Raw genomic sequence first — 20,338 nt, 5'->3', positions numbered from 1 at the left:
GCACTTCGGACTTACTCGTCTAGGCCCTGTCGGGGCGGACCCAGCCGCGTTCCGAGCGCGGGCCCGGCGGTGACGGACGCGGCCGCCCGCTGCCCCGGCGGTCGCGCCGGGGCAGCGGGCGGGTTGCGGCGAACGTCGTGATCGCCCGGGCACGTCCTGGACGGCCCGCGCTCAGGCCACGGTCAGGACGATCTTGCCGGTGGTGCGGCCCTGCTCGCCGATCTCATGGGCCTTCGCGGCCTGCTCCAACGGCAGCACCGTGTCGACCAGCGGCTTCAGCAGGCCCTGCTCGACGAGCGCCGCGATCTCCCGCAGGCCGCCCAGGTCCGGCTCCACCAGGACCCAGGAGGCGTGCACCCCCTGCGGGTCGGCCGGGAGGGAGTCGGGGCCGGGGAGGGTCACCAGGTGGCCGCCGGCCTTGAGGACCTTCAGCGAGCGCCGCGTGTAGTCCCCGCCGATGGCGTCGATCACGACGTCCACGTCGGCGACGGCGTCCTCGAAGTCCGTGGTCCGGTAGTCGATCACCTCGTCGGCGCCGAGCTCGCGCAGCAGCGCGTGCTTGCCCGCGCTCGCGGTGCCGATCACGTAAGCGCCGCGGGCCTTGGCGATCTGCACCGCCAGGTGGCCGACCCCGCCGGCCGCCGCGTGCACCAGCACCCGCTGTCCGGCGCTCACCCCCGCGGTGTCCACCAGGGCCTGCCAGGCGGTCAGCGCGGCCAGCGGCAGCGCCGCGGCCTGCACGTGGTCCAGCGCGGCCGGCTTCGGGGCGAAGTGCCGGGCGGGGGCCGTCACGTACTCGGCGTACGCGCCGGCCTGCTGCGGGAAGCGCGGCATCCCGTAGACCTCGTCGCCCACCCGGTACAGGGTCACGCCCGGCCCCACGGCCTCGACGGTGCCGGACACGTCCCAGCCGACCGCCGGCACCGGGCCCCAGGGGATCAGGGCGCCGCTCTCGCGCGTCTTCCAGTCCACCGGGTTGACCCCGGCGGCGCGGACCCGGACCAGGACCTCGCCCATACCGGGCTCCGGACGCTCGGCCTCGGTCTCGACGAGGACCTCGGGTCCGCCCCACTTGCTGATGACGACGGCGCGCATGACATGTCTCCTTGCTGGGTTCTTGCCGGCCGGTGTCCCGGCCGATGACCTCACTTTCCCCGCCCGCCGACCCTCGCAGTGTTGGCCGTACGGCCACCATGTGTCAGGATCTGGCCATGCACCGAATCGCCGTTCTCGCCCTCGAAGGGGTCCCTCCGTTCGAGCTCGGCATCCCCTCCCGCGTCTTCGGCAACGCCCACGACGAGGCCGGGGACCCGCTCTACGAGGTGACCGTCTGCACCGCCGACGGACTGCCCGTGACCAGCGACGCGGGCTTCACGGTCGGCGTCTCGGCGGGCCCCGAGGCCCTCGCCGCCGCCGACACCGTGATCGTCACGCCCACCCACGCCATGGACGAGCTCGCGCACGGCGCGCCCCTGCCGCAGCAGCTGACCGACGCCCTGGCGGCGATCCGGCCCGGCACCCGACTGGTCTCCCTGTGCACCGGCTCGTACGTCCTGGCCGCCGCCGGACTGCTCGACGGCCGGCCCGCCACCACGCACTGGCTGCACGCGCCCGAGTTCCAGCGGGGCTTCCCGCGCGTGCGCCTCGACGAGGAGGTCCTCTTCGTCGACGACGGCGACATCCTCACCTCGGCCGGCGTGGCCGCCGGCATCGACCTCTGCCTCTACCTGATCCGCCAGGACCACGGCACGGGCGTGGCCAACCGGGCCGCGCGACTGTGCGTGGTCCCGCCCTGGCGCGACGGCGGCCAGGTCCAGTACATCGACCGACCCGTCCCCGAGCCCACCGTCGCCACCACCACCGCCACCCGCGCGTGGGCCCTGGAACGCCTCGCCGAACCGGTCACCCTCGCCGAGCTGGCCGCGCACGCCCGGATGAGCCTGCGCACCTTCACCCGCCGGTTCCGCGACGAGGTCGGCATGACTCCGGTGCAGTGGCTCACCGCGCAACGCCTGGAACTGGCCCGTCACTTGCTGGAGTCCAGCGACCTGCCGGTCGACCTCGTCGCCCACCGCGCCGGCTTCGGCTCGGCCAACTCCCTGCGCCAGCACATGCGTTCCACGCTCGGCGTCTCCCCGATCGCCTACCGGCGCACCTTCCAGCCCGCCTCGGCGTGACCTGCAAAGTAATCGCCGCCGAGGCCGCGCGCTGACAGGATCGGACCAACGGACCCGGACCGACGGGCCGGCTGACAGGGGAGCAGACCATGACCGCGTACGCCATCGCCCACATCCGCCCCGAGACGATGAACGAGGACATCCTCACCTACATCGAGACCATGCAGTCGACGCTGGACCCCTTCGGCGGCCGCTTCCTCGTGCACGGCAAGGAGGTCGAGGTCCTGGAGGGCCCCTTCCCCGGCACCATCGTCATGATCGGCTTCCCGGACATGGACAGCGCCCGCGCCTGGTACGCCTCCGACGCCTACCAGGCGATCCTGCCGCTGCGCACCGACCACATCGCGGGCGAGGTCATCCTCGTCGAGGGCGTCCCCGCCGACTACGACGCCTCGAAGACGGCCGCCGGCCTGCGCGCCGAAGCCGGCTTCTGATGGGGAACCGGGCCACCTTCGTGATCGCGGGCGCCGAGGGGTACGAGCGCCGGGGCTCCTCCTTCGGCGCCGTCGGCCTCGATCTCGACCTGCTCGGTGGCCCGGAGGCGGTCCTGCCCTTCGTCCTCGGCCACCGGCTCGAGGAAGGCCCCTGGTACGACGACGACATGTGTGAAGCGGGCGCCCTGATCGACCCCTCCCGCAGACTGCTGCTGGTCTTCGCCCAAGAAGGCCCGTCGGTGGCCATGCGCACCCGCGCGGCCTGGTGGCGGCTGCTCGCGCTCGCCTGGCCCGGATGGGAGCTCCGCTGGGTGTACGACGGCCAGAGCGGCCTGCGCGCCCACGTCGGCCTGGACCCGGGGCACGTACGCGACAGCCCGTACCCCGGCCCGCCGCTGGAGGCCGACGACGAGGAGCTGGCCGACCCCGACCCGATGGTCGCCGTCGTCACGGTCGGATCCGGCCGCTGCCACGTCCTCGCCCACATCGACGACCATCCGGTGGCCGAGGGCCCGACGCTCCTCGACCGGCTCTCGGCCGCCCCCGGCCACGCCGCGTACGCGGGCCGCGCCGAAGCCGGCGTCCATGTCGATCCCGAGGCCCGCAGGGTCGGCTGGTGGCTGACCGGAATCGTGCCCCACGCCGGACGCACGGCGGCGCGCTGGCCCGGCTGGACCGTGGAGTTCTGGGCCGACCGCTGGAGCGAGCACGCCCGGTCGGCCCCCGGCCTGTTCACCCCGCCCGCGGGCGACCCGGCGGCCGCGCTGGACGCCGTACGCGACGAGGCGCTGGAGCGCTGGGCCGGGCCACGTGCCGACCGGCGGGCACAGCTCGTCGCCGCGCACCCGCGAGTCCTCATCGGCACCGGCTTCCCGCCCGCCGTCACCGCACAGCGGGCGGCCCTGGCACGGGCGGCCGTCGAACGGGCCAGGAGGGCCGCCGCAGCCGGCTGAGCGCCCGGCGCGCGGACGGCTCGTCCGGGTGGGGAAGGGCCGCCGGGACGGGGAGCCCCGGGGCGGGCGGCGGCACCGGGGCTTCGCCCTCCCCGGCACGCGGGACCTGCGAGCATGGCGGTATGGCTACTCACTTGATCACCGGTGCCGGCTCCGGCATCGGCGCCGCCGTCGCGGCCCGACTGCACGCTCGCGGCGACGACCTCGTCCTCCTCGCCCGGGACGCCGGCCGGGCCCGCGAGCTCGTCGCCCGTTACCCCGGCGCCACGTCCCTCGTCGGCGACCTCGCCGACCCCGACCGGCTGTCGTGGGCGTTCTCCAAGCAGGCCCTCCCGGAGCGGATCGACTCCCTGCTGCACGTCGCCGGGATCGTCGACCTCGGACCGGTCGGCGAGCTCCGGCCCAAGACCTGGCACCAGCAGCTCAACGTGAACCTGATCGCCCCCGCCGAGGTCACCCGGCTGCTGCTGCCCACCCTGCGCGCCTCCAAGGCCACCGTCGTCTTCGTGAACTCCGGCGCCGGCCTGACCGCCCACGCCGACTGGAGCGCGTACGCCGCCTCCAAGCACGGGCTCAAGGCCCTCGCCGACTCGCTGCGCGGCGAGGAGCGGGCCAACGGCATCCGCGTCACCTCCGTCTACCCGGGCCGCACCGCCAGCCCCATGCAGGCCAAGGTGCACTCGCAGGAGGGCAAGGAGTACGACCCGGCCGCCTGGATCGACCCCGAGTCCGTCGCGACCACGATCGTCATGGCCGTCGACCTGCCCCGTGACGCCGAGGTCAACGACCTGAGCGTCCGGCCGGGCCGATGAGCGCCGGCGCCACCGGCGTCGGATCGCTGCCCGGCGGCGACGCCCGCGAGGCAGCGAAGACCGTCACCGGGTCCTTCGAAGAGTTCCCCTACCTCGCCGAGCTGCCCGCCCGCGGGCCCGGCGCGGACATGATCGGCCGGTCCCTCGGACTGCTCGTCGACATGTACGCCCACGTCGAGCCCAGCGGCTGGCGGATCAGCGACCGCCCGGGACGGGACTCCAAGCGGTCCCGGTCCTGGCTGGGGGAGGACCTCGACGCGCTGGAGGAGTTCACCCAGGGGTACACGGGGAAGCTCAAGGTCCAGGCCGTCGGACCGTGGACGCTGGCCGCCGCCCTGGAACTGCACGGCGGCGAAGCCATGCTCCAGGACCCGGGGGCCTGCCGGGACCTGGCCGGATCGCTGGCCGAGGGCCTGCGCGAGCACCTGGCCGACGTGCGCAAGCGGGTCCCCGGCGCCGACGTCGTGCTGCAGCTCGACGAGCCCTCCCTGACGGCCGTCCTGCTCGGCCGGGTCCGCTCGGCGAGCGGCTACCGCACCTACCGCGCCGTCGACCGGCAGGTGGTCGAGGGCGCGCTGCGCGACCTGTTCGCCGTCCACGACGGGGAGGTCGTCGTGCACTCCTGCGCGCCCGAGGTCCCCTTCGGCCTGCTCCGCAGGGCCGGTGCCACGGGGGTGTCGTTCGATTTCTCCCTGCTCACCGAGCGCGAGGACGACGCCATCGGGGAGGCGGTCGAAGGCGGCACGAAACTCTTCGCCGGAGTGGTGCCCGGCACGGACGCCCCGTTGTCGGACCCGGGCGGTAGCGTCATGGGTGTCAGGAAGCTTTGGCGCAGGCTGGGGCTGGCCCCGGGGACTCTGGCGGAGTCCGTCGTGGTCACCCCGTCGTGCGGTCTGGCGGGCGCTTCGCCCGCCTACGCCCGCGCGGTGCAGGCGCATTGCGTCAGGGCGGCGAGGTCGCTCGCCGACAACCCTGAGTGACGGTCGAAGACGGGCCACGGGAGGACACGGCATGGCAGCCGAACAGCAGGACACGGCAGTACCGACGGCGGTGCGCGATCAGCACGCGCTGCTGGCGGAGCAGGTCGAGGAGCACCGCTTCCGGTACTACGTGAACGACCAGCCGGTCGTCAGCGACGCCGAGTTCGACCAGCTGCTGCGCTCGCTGGAGGCACTGGAGGAGCAGTACCCGGAGCTGCGCACGCCCGACTCGCCCACCCAGAAGGTGGCCGGGGCGTACGAGACGGACTTCGCCTCCGTCGAGCACCGCGAGCGCATGCTCTCCCTCGACAACGCCTTCGACGACGAGGAACTGGCGGCCTGGGCCGAGCGGGTGGCCCGGGACGTGAACACCTCGGACTACCACTACCTGTGCGAGCTCAAGGTGGACGGCCTCGCCGTCAACCTCACCTACGAGAACGGCCGCCTGACCCGGGCGGCCACCCGCGGCGACGGCCGCACCGGTGAGGACATCACGCCCAACGTCCGCACCATCGCCGAGATCCCCGACCGGTTGAAGGGCGACCGGATCCCGGCCCTCGTCGAGATCCGCGGCGAGGTCTACTTCCCGATGGAGAAGTTCGAGGAGCTCAACGCCCGGCTGGTGGAGGCGGAGGGCAAGCCCTTCGCCAACCCGCGCAACGCGGCCGCCGGTTCGCTGCGGCAGAAGGACCCCAAGGTCACCGCGAGCCGCCCGCTGCACATGGTCGTGCACGGCATCGGCGCCCGCGAGGGCTTCGAGATCGAGCGCCAGTCGCAGGCGTACGAGCTGCTGCACGAGTGGGGCCTGCCGACCGCCCAGCACAACAAGGTGGTCGCCACGCTCGCCGAGGTCCGGGAGTTCATCGCGGACTTCGGCGTGAACCGGCACTCGGTGGAGCACGAGATCGACGGCGTGGTCGTCAAGCTCGACGAGATCTCCCTCCAGGGCCGGCTCGGCTCCACCGCGCGCGCCCCGCGCTGGGCCATCGCCTGGAAGTACGCGCCCGAAGAGGTCAACACCAAGCTGATCGACATCAAGGTCGGGGTCGGCCGCACCGGCCGCGTGACCCCGTACGCGCAGGTGGAGCCGGTGAAGGTGGCGGGCTCCGAGGTGGAGTTCGCCACCCTGCACAACCAGGAGGTCGTCAAGGCCAAGGGCGTCCTCATCGGGGACACCGTCGTCCTGCGCAAGGCGGGCGACGTCATCCCCGAGATCCTCGGCCCGGTGGTGGACCTGCGCGACGGCACCGAGCGGGAGTTCGTGATGCCGGCCGGCTGTCCCGCGTGCGGGACGGAGCTGCGGCCCATGAAGGAGGGGGACATCGACGTCCGGTGCCCCAACGCCCAGACCTGCCCGGCGCAGTTGCGCGAGCGGCTCTTCTACCTGGGCGGCCGACAGTCCCTGGACATCGAGAACTTCGGCATGGTGGCGGCGGCCGCGCTGACCGGCCCGCTGGAGCCGGCCGAGCCGCCGCTGCTGGACGAGGGCGACCTCTTCGGCCTGACCATCGAGCAGCTGCTGCCCATCAAGGCGTACGTCCTCGACCCGGACAGCGGACTGCCCAAGCGGGATCCGAAGACGGGCGAGGAGAAGATCGTCACGGTCTTCGCCAACCAGAAGGGCGAACCGAAGAAGAACGCCCTGTCCATGCTGGAGCACATCGCCGCCGCCAAGGACCGCCCGCTCGCACGCATCATCAACGGCCTGTCGATCCGTCACGTGGGACCGGTCGCGGCCGAGGCCCTCGCCCGCGAGTTCCGCTCGATCGAGCGCATCGAGCAGGCCACCGAGGAGGAGCTGACCGCCACCGAGGGCGTCGGAGCGATCATCGCCGCCTCGCTCAAGGAGTGGTTCGCCGTCGACTGGCACCAGGAGATCCTGCGCAAGTGGCGGGAGGCCGGGGTCCGGATGGAGGAGGAAGGTTCCGCCGAGGAGGAGGGGCCGCGGCCGCTGGAGGGGCTGACCGTCGTCGTCACCGGCACTTTGCAGAGCCACACGCGGGACGGCGCGAAGGAGGCCCTGCAGAGCCGCGGCGCCAAGGTCACCGGATCCGTGTCGAAGAAGACCTCCTTCGTCGTGGTCGGGGACAACCCCGGCTCGAAGTACGACAAGGCCGTTCAGCTGAAACTCGCCGTCCTCGACGACGCAGGGTTCGCCGTGCTGCTGGAGCAGGGGCCGGACGCGGCGCGGGAGGCCGCGCTCCCGGTGGACGGCGAGGGCGAAGCGCAGTAGTACCGGCGGGGGGAATCGCCGAGGGGGAGTAGCGAAGGCGAACGGATGCGTGGCGTGCGGCCGTACGGGCGGGCGCACGCCAGGCGCGGCGAACGGTGGTAAACGGCCGGTACAAGGCTGGTCGCAGGGCGGTGAGCTGTCGGATCATCGGATGGGTGACGGGGGGCCCCGGTCCAAACTCACCCGTTCGGCGGATACCGTACTGATGAGGATGGCTGGGTCGCATTCGGGCAACCACTGCCGACCGCTGCCCCTGGGAGCCTCGCGCGTCCTACTGTTGAGGGGTGCGCCTGTCGTGCACGGCTGCAGGATGCGATTTCGGCCGTGGTGGCATGACATCGGGGCCATCGCGTGACATCGGCATCGCCGGCTGTGAGAGGTACGGGCATGAAACCCACCGAAAGCGCCGACCCGTCACCTGAATTCGGCGGGGAACTCCCGTCCATGCGGGCGGGCCGGGCGGGCAGGCCCGGTGTCCTGGGTGCCAGGACACCGGAGACCCGACCGGTCCCCACCGGTGCGGGCGGGCAGGGGCGGCGCGGTGTGCTGCCCTTCCTCGTCGTGGGCCTCGCCGTCACGGTGCTCACCATCGGCATCGTCTCCGCACTGAGCGGCCGTCATGCGCTGTTCCCCGGCGGGCCGGTCGGCTGGGCACTGGCCCTCCTCACCGGCATCATCGTCGGCCACCTCGTCGCCCTCGGCCGCGACCGCTGGTGGGGCGGCACCGGATCGGGCGCGGCCCTCACCCTCGGCGTGCTCATCCTCTACGGCTGGGTCCCCGCCGGACTGGTCTCGCTGGCGGTGGTCTCCCTGGTCGGGGCCGCGCGCCGGCACCGCTGGCGGCAGGGGCTGCTGCACGGCTCCGTGGACATCCTCGGCATCGGTGCCGGGGCCCTCGTCCTCGCCGCCTTCGGTGAGGTGCCCTCCGTCGAGACCCCCTGGCTCCCCACCTCCTGGGGGCTGGAGGCGGTCCCCGAGATCGTCCTCGTCGCCGTCGCCTACCTGCTCGCCACCCGGTTCCTGCTCTGGATCGCGCTGGCCCCGCGCGGGGACGGGCTGCCCACCGTCGCCCGCACCGCCCTGCTCCGGCAGGCCTTAGTAGCCGTGGCGCTGCTCGGCATCGCCCCCCTGATCTGCGTCGTCGCCATCAGCCGGCCGGTCCTGCTGCCGCTGTTCGCCGTACCGCTGATCGCACTGGACTCCACCCTGTGGATCGCCCGGGCCCGCGCCGAGGAACAGCTGCGGGACCCGCTGACCGGGCTGCCCAACCGGCAGTGGCTGCTGGAGCGGGCCTGGTCCGCCCTGGACGAGGCCGAACGTTCCGGCACCCGGGCCGCCCTGGTCCTCATCGACCTGGACCGCTTCCGGGCGGTCAACGACACCCTGGGGCACCTCGCGGGCGACCGGCTACTGCTCCAGATCGCCGAACGGCTGCGCCAGGCCCTGCCCGAAGACGCGGAGGCGGCCCGGCTCGGCGGCGACGAGTTCGCCGTGCTGCTCCCCTTCACCGACTCCACCACCAGCGCCCAGCGCATCGCCCGCCACCTCGTCGCGGACCTCAGCTCACCCCTCGACCTGGACGGCCTCACGCTCGTCCTGGAAGCCAGCGCGGGCCTCGCCGTCTTCCCCGACCACGCGCTCGACGCGGAGGGGCTGCTGCGACGCGCGGACGTGGCGATGTACCAGGCGAAGCGCGACCGCACCGGCGTGGAGGTGTACGAGTCCAAGCGGGACAGCAACACCCCCGACCGCCTGGGCCTCCTCGGCGACCTCCGCAGGGCCCTCGACGCCGGCGAAGTGGAACTCCACTACCAACCCAAGGTCCGCTTCGACGGCCAGGTGGCCGGGCTCGAAGCCCTCGTGCGCTGGGTCCACCCGGAACGCGGCCGGGTGTCCCCGGACGAGTTCATCGCCATCGCCGAGACCTCCGGGCTGATGCCGCACCTGACGGAGTACGTACTGGAGACCGCCCTCGCCCAGGTGGCGCGGTGGCGGGCCCAGGGCCTCAAGGTCCCGGTGGCCGTCAACGTATCGCCGCGCGACGTCCACACCCCCGGCTTCGCGGGCGCGGTCGCCGCGCGGCTGGCCCGCCACGGGGTGCCGGCGAGCGGGCTCCAGCTGGAGATAACGGAACACGTCCTGCTGGAGGACCCCCAGCGGGCGGCCGACACCATGGCCGGACTGACCGGTCACGGCGTGAAGATGTCCCTGGACGACTTCGGCACCGGCTACTCCTCACTCGTCCACCTGCGCCGCCTGCCGGTCAGCGAGCTGAAGATCGACCGCTCCTTCGTCGGGCGGCTGGCGGTCGACACGCAGGACGCGGAGATCGTCCGGTGCACGGTGGACCTCGCGCACTCGCTGGGCCTCCTGGTCGTGGCGGAGGGCGTGGAGGACGACGAGACGTGGGAGCGGCTGCGGGACCTGGGCTGCGACGCCGTCCAGGGCTGGCTGGTCGCCGCCGCCATGCCGCCGCAGGAGGCCACCGCCTGGCTGCTGGCCCGCGGCGAGCGCGGCTGGCGCCGCCCGGCGGACATCACGGCGGAGCTCGCCGCGGCGGAAGCCGACGCGGTCTGACCGCCGTCGGCCCGGCCGGGCGCGGAGCCGCTGCCGGGGGCCATGCCCCCGGACCCCCGCGCCTCAAACGCCGGCGGGGCTGGATGTGGCCGACGCCGGCACCTTCCAGCCCCGCCGGCGAGTGACGCGCGGGTCCGGGCGGAGCCCGGGAGGCCCCGTGCAGCGGCCCTCGCCCGGTCCCGTCCCGGCACCGGTCCAAACCGTTTCGCGGGCCGAGCGCCCGGCCCCATAGGATTGGGACCGAAACTACACATCCACCCACCCCCAGAGGATCGCTGCATGCCTGGCATTACGCGCGAGGAGGTCGTCCACCTCGCTCGGCTGGCGCGCCTTGAGCTGTCCAGCAACGAGCTGGATCACTTCGCCGGACAGCTCGGCGACATCATCGGCGCGGTCGCCCGCGTTTCCGAGGTCGCCGACCAAGACGTCCCGCCGACCTCCCACCCGCTGCCGCTGACGAACGTCATGCGCGCGGACGAGGTCCGTCCGTCGCTCACCCCCGAGCAGGCGCTCTCCGGTGCTCCCGCCCAGGAGCAGCAGCGTTTCAAGGTGCCGCAGATCCTGGGGGAGGACTAACAACCATGGTCGACATCATCAAGCTCACGGCCGCCCAGACCGCCGAGAAGATCGCCTCCGGCGAGCTCACGGCCGTCGAGGTGACCGAGGCCCACCTGGCCCGCATCGACGCCACCGACGAGAAGGTCAACGCCTTCCTGCACGTGGACCGCGAGGGCGCGCTCGCCCAGGCCCGCGCCGTCGACGCCAAGCGCGAGGCCGGCGAGAAGCTCGGCCCGCTGGCCGGCGTACCCCTCGCCCTCAAGGACATCTTCACCACCGTCGGGGTCCCGACGACCGTCGGTTCGAAGATCCTCGAAGGCTGGATCCCGCCCTACGACGCCACCCTGACGCGCAAGCTGAAGGAAGCCGACGTCGTCATCCTCGGCAAGACCAACATGGACGAGTTCGCCATGGGGTCCTCCACCGAGAACAGCGCCTACGGCCCCACCGGCAACCCCTGGGACCTCACCCGGATCCCCGGCGGCTCCGGCGGCGGCTCCGCGGCGGCCCTCGCCGCCTTCCAGGCCCCGCTCGCGATCGGCACGGACACCGGCGGCTCCATCCGCCAGCCCGCCGCCGTCACGGGCACGGTCGGCGTGAAGCCCACGTACGGCGGTGTCTCCCGCTACGGCATGGTCGCCTTCTCCTCCTCCCTCGACCAGGGCGGGCCCTGCGCCCGTACGGTCCTGGACGCGGCCCTCCTGCACGAGGTGATCGCCGGCCACGATCCGCTCGACTCCACCTCCATCGACGCCCCGGTCCCGCCGGTCGTCGAAGCCGCCCGCAACGGCTCCGTCGCCGGCATGCGCGTCGGTGTGGTCAAGCAGTTCGCCGGTGAGGGCTACCAGGCCGGCGTCGTCCAGCGCTTCAACGAGTCGGTGGAGCTCCTCAAGGAGCTCGGCGCCGAGATCGTCGAGCTGGACTGCCCCTCCTTCGACCTCGCGATGGCCGCGTACTACCTGATCGCGCCGTCCGAGTGCTCCTCCAACCTGGCCCGCTTCGACGCCATGCGCTACGGCCTGCGGGTCGGCGACGACGGCACGAAGTCCGCCGAGGACGTCACCGCACTGACCCGCGAAGCCGGCTTCGGCGACGAGGTCAAGCGCCGCATCATCCTCGGTACGTACGCGCTCAGCTCCGGCTACTACGACGCGTACTACGGCTCCGCCCAGAAGGTCCGCACGCTCATCACGCAGGACTTCGAGAAGTCCTTCGAGCAGGTCGACGTGATCGTCTCCCCGACGACCCCGACCACCGCCTTCCCCATCGGCGAGCGCACCGACGACCCCCTCGCCATGTACCTCGCGGACCTGTGCACCATCCCGACCAACCTGGCCGGCAACTCCGCCATGTCGCTCCCCTGCGGCCTGGCACCGGAGGACGGTCTCCCGGTCGGGCTCCAGATCATCGCCCCGGCGATGAAGGACGACCGGCTCTACAAGGTCGGTGCCGCCGTCGAGGCGGCCTTCGTCGCACGCTGGGGTCACCCGCTGCTTGAGGAGGCACCGTCCCTGTGAGCACCAGTGCACTGACCAAGGCCAAGGGCTTCAAGAAGTCCAAGACCGGCACCTACCTGTCGATCGGCACCACCGCCTTCGGCGCGATCAGCGTGATCAAGCAGGTCAAGAAGGCCCGCAGCGAGCACGACGTGCTGAAGCTGGTCGACGCCGCCGTGTCCGCCGCCGCCATCGTCACCGGCCTCGCGATCCTGTACCGCGAGCTGAAGCGCCTGGGCGACGACGACGTCCTGCTGGGCTGAGAGGGAAAGTTTCACCGTGACCACCTTCACCGAACTGCTCTCGTACGAGGACGCTCTCGCCTCGTACGACCCCGTCATGGGCCTCGAGGTCCATGTCGAGCTCGGCACCAAGACCAAGATGTTCTGCGGCTGCTCCACCGAGCTGGGCGCGGAGCCCAACTCGCAGACCTGCCCGACCTGCCTCGGTCTGCCCGGCTCCCTGCCGGTCGTCAACGCGATCGGCGTCGAGTCGGCCATCAAGATCGGCCTCGCGCTGAACTGCGAGATCGCCGAGTGGTGCCGCTTCGCCCGGAAGAACTACTTCTATCCGGACATGCCGAAGAACTTCCAGACCTCCCAGTACGACGAGCCGATCGCCTTCAACGGCTTCCTGGACGTCCAGCTGGAGGACGGCGAGATCTTCCGCGTGGAGATCGAGCGCGCCCACATGGAGGAGGACACCGGCAAGTCGCTGCACGTCGGCGGCGCCACCGGCCGTATCCACGGCGCGTCCCACTCCCTGCTGGACTACAACCGCGCCGGCATCCCGCTCATCGAGATCGTCACCAAGCCCATCGAGGGCGCGGGCGAGCGGGCCCCCGAGGTCGCCAAGGCGTACGTCGCCGAGCTGCGCGAGGTCATCAAGGCGCTCGGCGTCTCCGAGGCCCGCATGGACAAGGGCCAGATGCGCTGCGACGTGAACCTGTCGCTGCGCCCGACCCCCGAGTCCGAGTTCGGCACCCGCTCGGAGACCAAGAACGTCAACTCCCTGCGTTCCGTCGAGCGCGCGGCCCGCTTCGAGATCCAGCGCCACGCGGCGGTGCTCTCCTCGGGCGGCTCGATCGTGCAGGAGACCCGGCACTTCCACGAGGAGGACGGCTCCACCACGGCCGGCCGCATCAAGGACAACGCCGAGGACTACCGCTACTTCCCGGAGCCCGACCTGGTCCCCGTCGCCCCGGCCCGCGACTGGGTCGAGGAGCTGCGCGGCGGTCTGCCCGAGATGCCGCGCGTGCGCCGCAACCGGCTCCGCGAGGAGTGGGACGTCACCGAGCACGACATGCAGTCGATCCTCAACGCGGGCGCGGTGGACTCCATCGTCGCCACGATCGAGGCGGGTGCCGATTCGGCCGCCGCGCGCAAGTGGTGGATGGGCGAGCTGGCCCGCAACGCCAACGAGCAGGGCGTCGTCGTCGACGAGCTCCCGATCACCCCGGTCCAGGTGGCCCGGGTCGCGGCCCTGGTCGCCGATGGTTCGCTCAACGACAAGCTGGCCCGCAAGGTCCTCGAAGGCGTCCTCGCCGGTGAGGGCACCCCGGACGAGGTCGTCGAGCAGCGCGGCCTGAAGGTCGTCTCGGACGAGGGCGCGCTCGGCGCGGCCGTGGACGAGGCCATCGCGGGCAACGCGGCCATCGCGGACAAGATCCGCGGCGGCAAGATCGCCGCTGTCGGCGCCCTGGTCGGAGCGGTCATGAAGACCACCCGCGGCCAGGCCGACGCCGCGCGCGTCAAGGAGCTCATCCTGGAGCGCCTGGGCGTCTCCGAGTAGTCCCCGTCACCTACGACAGCGGCCCCGCACCGGATCTCCCGGCGCGGGGCCGCTGTCGTACAGACTGGGTACGGGGTGATCGCGTAGGACGGGCGCGCGGTCGGTGGAGTCGGGGGGTGCGCCGGTGGAGATCGGTGCGATGGTCATCGCGGTGGCGGGCGTCGCGGGCACGCTGGGCGGTGCGCTGCTCACCCAGCGGGGTGCGGAGCGCGCGAAGCGCCGTGAGATCGAGCTCGTGCGCGCCCACGAGGAGAAGCGCGAGAACCGGACGCTGCGGCGCACGTGTTACGCGGACCTCAACCGGGACGCCCGACAGTTCACCACCGCACTCAACCAGCACCTGCACATCCTGCGGGAACGCGGGGTCGAGGACGCCGACCGGGCCGCGCTCGACGCCGCGAAGAACGCCTTCCGGGACCGGTACTCCGAGGCGCAGATGATCGCCCCCGACCCGGTCCTCGCGCCCGCGACGGTGGTCCACCACGCCCTGACCGCCGTCTACGGACAAGTGAAGCGCCTGGAGCGGGGCGCACCGGAGGCGGGGGAGTCGATGGAGTCGGCGGCGCAGGCACAGCAGGGGATCTGGGACCCGCTCCGGGAGATGCGGGCGGCCATGCGCGTCGACCTCGGCGTGGGCTGAGGCCGGATCAGTCCCGGGCCGGCTTCGGGAACCCCGATTCCAGTACGACGGCCGGCAGGGTGCCGTGCACGATCGCTTCTTCCGGCAGCGAGAGCCCGAAGAACCGCTCGATGACCCCCAGCGCGGTCCGGTGCACCTCCCGGTCGTCCAGCTCCTCGTCCGGGAGCCCGGCGGCGGTCAGCAGCTCCTGCAGGCGCAGCGCCGTCGCGGGGTCGCCCTCGACTTCCTCGGAGCCCCACGAGCCGTCCAGGTACAGATTGCAGGCGCTCAGGAGGCGGCCGTCGTGCGCGTACTCGAACTGCGGCGGGACCGGCTTGCCGTTCTCCTCCTCGAACTGCAGGACGCAGATGTGCGCGCCGTCTCGCGAGAGGGGGGTCAGGGAGCCGAACTCGCCCTGCCAGCCGCCGTACGCGACCGCGTACGTCCAGTCCCCGGCGCGGCCGAGGCGCAGGCCGATCTCCACGCAGCAGCCGCCGTACGTGTCGTCCATGAACTCCAGGAGGCCGTCCCCGGTGCGGTCCCCGACCGCCACGGCCTTGCACGACCAGCCGTTCACGGACTCCACGAGCCGGCCCACGAGTTCGTCCGGAGCGAGCCCGCGGGCCAGCACCACGTAGTAGCCCCCGAACGCGATCGACTGGGGTTCGGCGAGCCAGGTCGTTCCGTCTGTCATGAGGGCCATCCTGCCCGGCGCCACTGACAACGGGGGCCGCCCGCTCAGCGCTTGAGGACCGGGGCGGCGATGACGGCGTTGCCGCTGTTGCGGCAGCCCTCCTCCACCTTCAGGCGCAGGCGCAGGGCCCCCTTGATGTCCAGGGACTTGGTGACCGGCTTGCCCAGGTGGACCGCCTCGGAGAAGAGGGCGGGCTTGTCGTCCACGGAGATGGTCACGCGGGCCTGTTCCATGGTCGAGCCGTCGTCGACGCCCACGGTGAACTCCAGCGTGGACCAGGCGCGGTTCACGTCGTACTCGATCGTCGCGCCGTAGTAGCAGCTGCCGAGGAGGGCGGCTCCGTATTCCTTCGTGTTCAGCTTGGCGGAGCCCACCTCGAAGTGCCGGACCGCTCCGACCGACGACAGCACGGTCAGATCGGCCACGTTGCTGTCCTTCACCGAACCCGGCGTTCCGGGGCTCGACGAGGCTTCCGGACCGGCGGATCCCCCGGGAGAGGGCTCGGAGGGCGTGGGGTCGGCGGATTCGGTCTCGGTCGCCCGCGCCGACGGCGAGGAGGCCGACGCCGGCGCCTGGGGTGCGCTCGTACCGCCGGGCTTCTCGCCCCCCGCGGCGTTCTCCTTGTCCTTGTCACCCAGGAGCCGTACGCCGACGACGGCGAGGGAGGCCAGTACCAGCACTGCGGCCACCGAGCCGAGGATCAGCCCGGTCCGCCGCTTCTTGGCGGGACGCGGCGGCTCGGGGACGGGAGCGGGAGCCGGGGTCAGGTTGTACGTGGGCCCGTACCCGGCGGGCACCTGGGCCTGCACCGGAACCGGCTCGGGTTGCGGTACGGGCGCGGGCGCGGGCGCGGGTTCAGGGGCCGCGGCCGTGGCCGGCTCGGGCTGCACGGGTTGCGCCGTGGGCGCGTACGGGGGCGGCGCCGCCACCGACGGCGCGGTGACGGGCTGCGGCGGGACCACGGGCGGTGGCGGGGCGGCCGGCCTGGGCGGAGCCTCCTGGGCGGCCCGCTGCGAGGTCGCGGTGGTCGTGGACACCACCGCATGACGGATGTCCTTCATCCAGCCGGCCAGGTTCACCGGCCGCTTCCCCGGGTCGGCCGAGTAGATCGCGGTGATCCGCGCCCGCTGCTCGGCGTCCAGCACGGCGATCTGCGGCAGCGCGGTCAGCGCCTGCGCCAGCTGCTCCGGCGTGGCCGGCGGGGACTCCCCGCTCAGCAGGAAGTACGCGATCGCCCCGAAGGCGTACCGGTCCGTGCCCGGGGTCCGCTTGCCGTCGAAGACCTCGGGCGCCGCGTAGCCCGGGGTGAACCAGACCTCGGCCGTCTGGTGGTCGGCGGTCAGCTTGCTGAGGCCGAAGTCCACCAGGGTGGCCTGCCCGTGCGCATCGACCATCACGTTGCCGGGGGAGAGGTCGCCGTGGATGACCTGGCGCCCGGACGGGGTGGCCTTCCCCGAGTGCAGCCAGTCCAGGACGTCGGCCAGCTGCTCCAGCGTGCGCATCACCTCGCGCCGCTCGGCGGCGCTGGCCAGCGTCCGCTCGGCCCGCCAGTCCCGCAGGTCGAGCCCGTCCACGTGGTTCATGACGAGGACGAGCGCCCGCCCGCTCAGGGTCGAGGACTCCCCGGGCCGGTGGATGGGCGGTCCCTCGAAGTGCTCGCGCACGCCCACGACACCGGGCCGGTGGACGAACCGCAGCAGCTCGGCCTGCTCGTTCCACTTCTGGCTGATCCGGTCGAAGACGTCCGGCGTGATGGTCGTCTTGGAGTCGAGCACTTTGACGACCACGGGTTCGGATCCGCCGGCGAGTTCGATCTCCGCGAGATAGAGCACGGCCTCCCCACCGCGTCCGATCGAGCGGAGCAGACGGTACCGGTCGGCCGCCGCGTCCGGACCGATGTGCAGGTTCTGACTGGTCAATGTCCCCCACCTCAGCGCGCTTTGAGAGGGCATCAGCTTCCAGCCGGGAAGCGCACGAGGTCAATCGGAATGGGGAATCCCCCTCGGGGTTCACCCTTCCACGGGCCGGCAGGCCCGGTGCCGGCCCTCGGCCGGCCGTCGGCGACCGGTGGCGAACGACGGTGCCCGGACGTGCCGCCGGGCGCCCGGCTCCCGCAACCGCCCCGTGGGCGGCCGTCGTTCGCCGGGCGCCCGGTGGAAGGGGCAATTCCGGTCAGCCTGCCGCCGGCACGGCCCCCGGAGCGGTGAGGAAGGCCAGCTGTGCCGGCTTGGCCGGGAGGTAGACCTCGGGCAAGTCGATCTCCGGGAGCGCGATCTGCGGTCCGAGCACGAAGCCGGTGCGTTCCATGAGGGAGATGGCCTTGGCGTTGCGGGCGTCCGGTTCGACGACCACGCGCCGCGCGGCGTCGTCGGAGAACACGAACGCGATGAAGGCGGTCATCAGGGAGCCGGTGAAGCCGTGCTCGGCCGCGCCCGTGGTCGGGCCGATCAGCAGGTGCACGCCGACGTCCCCGGGCTGGACGTCGTAGCACTCGCTGACCCGGTCCTCGGCGCAGTCGTACGTCTGGAACAGCGCGACCGGCTCACCGTCCCGGCTCACCATGAAGGCGTGGTGGGTGGTGCGGCGGTCGACGTCCTCGTAGATCTCCTGGACCAGTTCGCGGCTGGCCTCGCCCATGCCCCAGAAGCGGGCCCGCTCCTGCGTGACCCAGCTGTGGATCAGCGCGGAGTCGGCCGCCGGGTCGACGGGCGTGATGGCGACGGTGCCGAAGCCCTCGACGACCTGGGTGTGCACGGGCTGCCTGAGGGAGGTGGCGGAGGTCATATCGATTCCTTGGTGAGCTGGGCCCAGTCGGTGACGACGGGGACGAGTTCGCACCGTGCCCACAGGGGCAGCTGGTCGCGGTGGTGGGGCGAGCCGGTGACGCCGTCCGCGCCCAGCGGGACCGCCCAGAGGCTGTCCTCGCGGCGGGCGAGGTCCCAGACGTAACGGGCCGCCGATGCGCGGGCGGTGAGGTCGGTGAAGCCGGGGACGGTGGAGGTGGCGTTCACGCAGTCGTGGTCGCCGCCGAGGCCGGGCCAGTCCGTGACCTCCAGGTCGGGCACGGCCTGCCAGGGGGTGAGGCGGTGCACCTCCGACCAGGGGGTGTCGGGGGTCTCGGCCGCGGCCGTCTCCTCCAGCGCGGCCCGGACGTGCCCCGCACGGTCGAGGCCGGGGACGAGGGAGGTGGTGAGCAGGCCCTCGAGGGCGTAGCCGATCCGCGGGACCAGGTACAGCCACGGGTGGAAGACCGCCGGGCCGGTGGGCGCCCCCCACAGCCCCTCGAAGACGGGGTCGGCGGCGAAGCGGCGTACGGTCGCGCTGCGGAAGGCCGAGAAGACGGTGGCGTCGGTGCTGTCGGCCGCCATGTGCCGGTCCCAGGCCAGCAGCCGGGTCCGCAGGGCCTGCGCCGCCGGCGAAAGGTCCTCGAAGCCGGTCAGCAGGGCGAGCAGGGGCGCGGCCGAGGCCAGGTGCGTGTCCCGGTGTACGTCGGCCATCGCCCTCGGGGACCAGTCCGCGGAGCCGCTGAGCAGCTCGCGGATGCGGTCGGCGCGGTGCGGGGGTGCGAACTCCACGCCGAGCGGGGAGGCGATTCCGCGCGCGTTCGCCATCACGGCGAAGCCCTGCACCGGCTCCGCCGGGGTCGGGGCCCAGCCCTGCCAGGCGTGCTGCGGTTCCCAGGCGGGCACGGGGCGCAGCCGGTTGGTGCGGTGGCGCAGGGGTACGGCGCCCGCGACGCGGTGCAGCAGCCCGCCCTCGGAGTCGGCGGCGTGGACGACGTTGACCGGCTCGGCCCAGCCGTCGAAGGCGCGGTCGATGTCGGCGACGGTGCGGGCGCGCAGCAGCGCGGGGAGGGCGGCGAAGCCGAGGTCGAGGCGGACCCGCGGCGGGTAGCGCAGGGAGAGGGTCTGGGCGCTGCCGTCGGCGTGCGCCTCGGCATCGGGGTCGGCGCCGAGGTCGCCGTCGGCGTGGATGATCACGGGGCCGCGGGGGGTCTCCAGGACCTCCACCTCGACGTCGTCGCCGTCGGCCACGGTGATGGTCTCGGTGTGGCGGGAGACGGGCTCCCAGGCGCCGTCCGCGCCGAGGGCCTCCACGGCGCCGTCGTCGTCGCGGCGCAACTGCTCGACGTACAGGTCCTGGTAGTCGGACATCGCGTTGGTGATCGCCCAGGCGGCGGTGCCGGTGTGCCCGAAGTGGCCGAGGCCGGGGACGCCGGGGACGGCGAGGCCCAGCACGTCGTAGTCGGGGCAGGCGAGGCGTATCTGCTGGTAGACGCCCGGGTCCTCGATGAAGCGGTGCGGGTCGCCGGCGATGATCGCCGAGCCGGTGGTGGTGCGGTCGCCGGGCACCAGCCAGCCGTTGCTGCCGGCGGTGCCGGGGCCGTCGGTGGCGAAGAGGGTGACCGCCTCGTCGCCGAGGGCGCGGGCCACGCGCTCGCGCCACAGCTTGGTGGCGAAACCGGCGAACAGGATGTGCGTGGCGATCCAGATGGCCAGCGGGACCCACGGCTCCCAGGGGGTGGGGGCCAGGCCCGTGCGCGCGAAGCGTTCGTCACGGGCGGCGCCGGCGGCGAGCCCTTCGTTGACCCCGTCCACGTACGCGCGCACCCAGGCGGCGGTGTCGGGGTCGCCGGCCTCCATGGCCTCGTAGCAGCGGCGGGCCGTGTCGGCCAGCCGGGACTGGCGGGCGAAGCGGTCCCAGGTGACGGCGTCCGCGCCGAGGAAGGAGGCGCTGGAGCCCTCGGAGCGGTGCCTTTCGACCTCCAACTGCCAGGCGCGGTCGAAGGCGGTGACGCGGCCCTGGGCATGGACGAGCCGGAGTTCGTCGGAGGCGCGGAGGTGGGGGATGCCCCACCGGTCGCGGTGGACGCCGTAGGATTCCGGGGTCTCCACAGAGGTGTCGACGGGTGTGTCCACGGGGGCGTCCGCGGGGACGTCTACGGGGGGCTCGCTCCGGTTCGTTCCGTACGACCGGGCGTCGCCGCTCTCGCTGCTGGCACTGCTCACGCTGC

Annotated in this window: 17 protein-coding genes; 12 read left to right on the top strand and 5 right to left on the bottom strand. The window is 72.8% G+C overall.

Features of this window, described 5'->3' with window-relative positions:
- Positions 1-171: 171 nt before the first annotated feature.
- Positions 172-1,095, bottom strand: a complete 924-nt coding sequence (locus OG386_RS15285) for an NADP-dependent oxidoreductase (RefSeq protein ID WP_327383123.1) — start codon at positions 1,093-1,095, stop codon at positions 172-174.
- A 116-nt stretch (positions 1,096-1,211) separates the two neighbouring features.
- Between OG386_RS15285 and OG386_RS15280 the strand changes: the two genes are divergently transcribed.
- The 12 genes from OG386_RS15280 (at position 1,212) to OG386_RS15225 (ending at position 14,651) form a co-directional block, all read left to right on the top strand.
- Positions 1,212-2,177, top strand: coding sequence for a GlxA family transcriptional regulator (locus tag OG386_RS15280; RefSeq protein WP_328788619.1), 966 nt, complete (start codon positions 1,212-1,214; stop codon positions 2,175-2,177).
- Between the two features lie 89 nt (positions 2,178-2,266).
- The gene (locus OG386_RS15275) at positions 2,267-2,611 is read left to right on the top strand and encodes a DUF1330 domain-containing protein (RefSeq protein ID WP_328788618.1); all 345 of its coding nucleotides are present in this window, start codon (positions 2,267-2,269) and stop codon (positions 2,609-2,611) included.
- Complete coding sequence (locus tag OG386_RS15270) at positions 2,611-3,564, top strand: hypothetical protein (RefSeq protein WP_328788617.1); 954 nt, start codon at positions 2,611-2,613, stop codon at positions 3,562-3,564. The genes OG386_RS15275 and OG386_RS15270 overlap by 1 nt, the downstream gene beginning before the upstream one ends.
- A 122-nt stretch (positions 3,565-3,686) precedes the next feature.
- On the top strand, positions 3,687-4,376 hold the full coding sequence (locus OG386_RS15265) for an SDR family oxidoreductase (RefSeq protein ID WP_328788616.1): 690 nt from the start codon (positions 3,687-3,689) through the stop codon (positions 4,374-4,376).
- A complete protein-coding gene (locus OG386_RS15260) occupies positions 4,373-5,356 on the top strand; it encodes a methionine synthase (protein ID WP_328788615.1) in 984 nt (327 codons plus the stop codon). The genes OG386_RS15265 and OG386_RS15260 overlap by 4 nt, the downstream gene beginning before the upstream one ends.
- A 31-nt stretch (positions 5,357-5,387) precedes the next feature.
- Positions 5,388-7,589, top strand: coding sequence for an NAD-dependent DNA ligase LigA (gene ligA / locus OG386_RS15255; protein ID WP_328788614.1), 2,202 nt, complete (start codon positions 5,388-5,390; stop codon positions 7,587-7,589).
- A gap of 387 nt (positions 7,590-7,976) precedes the next feature.
- Complete coding sequence (locus OG386_RS15250; RefSeq protein WP_405788791.1) at positions 7,977-10,166, top strand: putative bifunctional diguanylate cyclase/phosphodiesterase; 2,190 nt, start codon at positions 7,977-7,979, stop codon at positions 10,164-10,166.
- Between the two features lie 279 nt (positions 10,167-10,445).
- Positions 10,446-10,742 (top strand): Asp-tRNA(Asn)/Glu-tRNA(Gln) amidotransferase subunit GatC, encoded by a 297-nt coding sequence (gatC, locus tag OG386_RS15245; RefSeq protein ID WP_030010586.1) that lies wholly within the window; start codon positions 10,446-10,448, stop codon positions 10,740-10,742.
- 5 nt (positions 10,743-10,747) lie between these two features.
- Positions 10,748-12,241: an Asp-tRNA(Asn)/Glu-tRNA(Gln) amidotransferase subunit GatA gene (gatA, locus tag OG386_RS15240; RefSeq protein WP_030010587.1), complete on the top strand. Its 1,494-nt coding sequence runs from the start codon at positions 10,748-10,750 to the stop codon at positions 12,239-12,241.
- Positions 12,238-12,483 (top strand): hypothetical protein, encoded by a 246-nt coding sequence (locus OG386_RS15235; protein WP_030010588.1) that lies wholly within the window; start codon positions 12,238-12,240, stop codon positions 12,481-12,483. Before gatA ends, OG386_RS15235 begins: the two co-directional genes overlap by 4 nt.
- A 16-nt stretch (positions 12,484-12,499) precedes the next feature.
- Positions 12,500-14,011, top strand: coding sequence for an Asp-tRNA(Asn)/Glu-tRNA(Gln) amidotransferase subunit GatB (gene gatB, locus OG386_RS15230; RefSeq protein ID WP_328788613.1), 1,512 nt, complete (start codon positions 12,500-12,502; stop codon positions 14,009-14,011).
- Positions 14,012-14,135: 124 nt separating this feature from the next.
- The gene (locus OG386_RS15225; protein WP_328788612.1) at positions 14,136-14,651 is read left to right on the top strand and encodes a hypothetical protein; all 516 of its coding nucleotides are present in this window, start codon (positions 14,136-14,138) and stop codon (positions 14,649-14,651) included.
- Positions 14,652-14,658: 7 nt separating this feature from the next.
- Here OG386_RS15225 and OG386_RS15220 read toward each other — a convergent pair whose 3' ends face one another.
- The 4 genes from OG386_RS15220 to OG386_RS15205 all read right to left on the bottom strand — a co-directional run bounded on the left by OG386_RS15220 (position 14,659) and on the right by OG386_RS15205 (position 20,219).
- Positions 14,659-15,324 carry a DUF6461 domain-containing protein gene (locus OG386_RS15220; RefSeq protein ID WP_328788611.1) on the bottom strand — a complete coding sequence of 222 codons (666 nt, stop codon included), beginning with the start codon at positions 15,322-15,324 and terminating at the stop codon, positions 14,659-14,661.
- A gap of 44 nt (positions 15,325-15,368) precedes the next feature.
- A complete protein-coding gene (locus OG386_RS15215) occupies positions 15,369-17,243 on the bottom strand; it encodes a protein kinase domain-containing protein (protein ID WP_328788610.1) in 1,875 nt (624 codons plus the stop codon).
- Positions 17,244-17,496: 253 nt separating this feature from the next.
- Positions 17,497-18,108, bottom strand: coding sequence for a GNAT family N-acetyltransferase (locus OG386_RS15210; protein WP_328788609.1), 612 nt, complete (start codon positions 18,106-18,108; stop codon positions 17,497-17,499).
- On the bottom strand, positions 18,105-20,219 hold the full coding sequence (locus OG386_RS15205) for a penicillin acylase family protein (RefSeq protein ID WP_328793260.1): 2,115 nt from the start codon (positions 20,217-20,219) through the stop codon (positions 18,105-18,107). The genes OG386_RS15210 and OG386_RS15205 overlap by 4 nt, the downstream gene beginning before the upstream one ends.
- Positions 20,220-20,338: the final 119 nt, after the last annotated feature.

Origin of the sequence: Streptomyces sp. NBC_00273 (assembly GCF_036178145.1) — a bacterium.
Taxonomy (GTDB): Bacteria; Actinomycetota; Actinomycetes; order Streptomycetales; family Streptomycetaceae; genus Streptomyces.
The sequence above is the reverse complement of the archived record's forward strand: the minus strand, read 5'-3'. Positions and strand labels throughout refer to the sequence as shown.